The organism is Pseudoxanthomonas kalamensis DSM 18571 (assembly GCF_010211745.1).
Taxonomy (GTDB): Bacteria; Pseudomonadota; Gammaproteobacteria; order Xanthomonadales; family Xanthomonadaceae; genus Pseudoxanthomonas_A; species Pseudoxanthomonas_A kalamensis.
In genome coordinates this window covers 1-460 of the sequence record NZ_PDWQ01000153.1, presented here as the reverse complement: position 1 = coordinate 460, position 460 = coordinate 1, and the positions used below count along the sequence as shown (strand labels likewise).

Sequence of the window (460 nt, the reverse complement as noted above, 5' to 3'; positions counted from 1 at the left end):
TCTTGATTGTTGCTGGATAAGACTAAGTCTCACCATCATCATTTTTTTCAATACAGACTCATACATCTGGCCTTATGTTAAAAACGGATATGATGTCACTGCATACTTCTTAGTCAAATTCATGTCCTCTTGCTTTTTTTTTCAAGCCGGTGACTTCAGGGCTACCAGCACCAATGCGATCACGGGCGCTCACAAGGGCTGGTACATCGACCTGCCCGCGGGCGAGCGCATGATCGGGTATCCAAGGGTGGAGAGCGGCGTCATCTTCTTCCCAACCTATGCTCCACCGGCCGGTTCGAGCAGCCTGTGTGGCCTGGGGGGCGACAACTACCTCTACGGCCTCAATGCCCTGAGTGGTGCTGCGGCACTGACCCGCGTGCGGATGGGCTCGCCCGATGGAACCCAGCCCGCGAGCAGCACCGGTGCGATCAAGCTGGATGCAGGCGATGCACCGGTGAAG

1 pseudogene is annotated in these 460 nt (G+C 55.7%); it reads left to right on the top strand.

The annotated features are described in order from the left end of the window. Positions 1-460 (top strand): annotated as a pseudogene (locus tag CSC70_RS14475) (hypothetical protein); the annotation flags it as partial.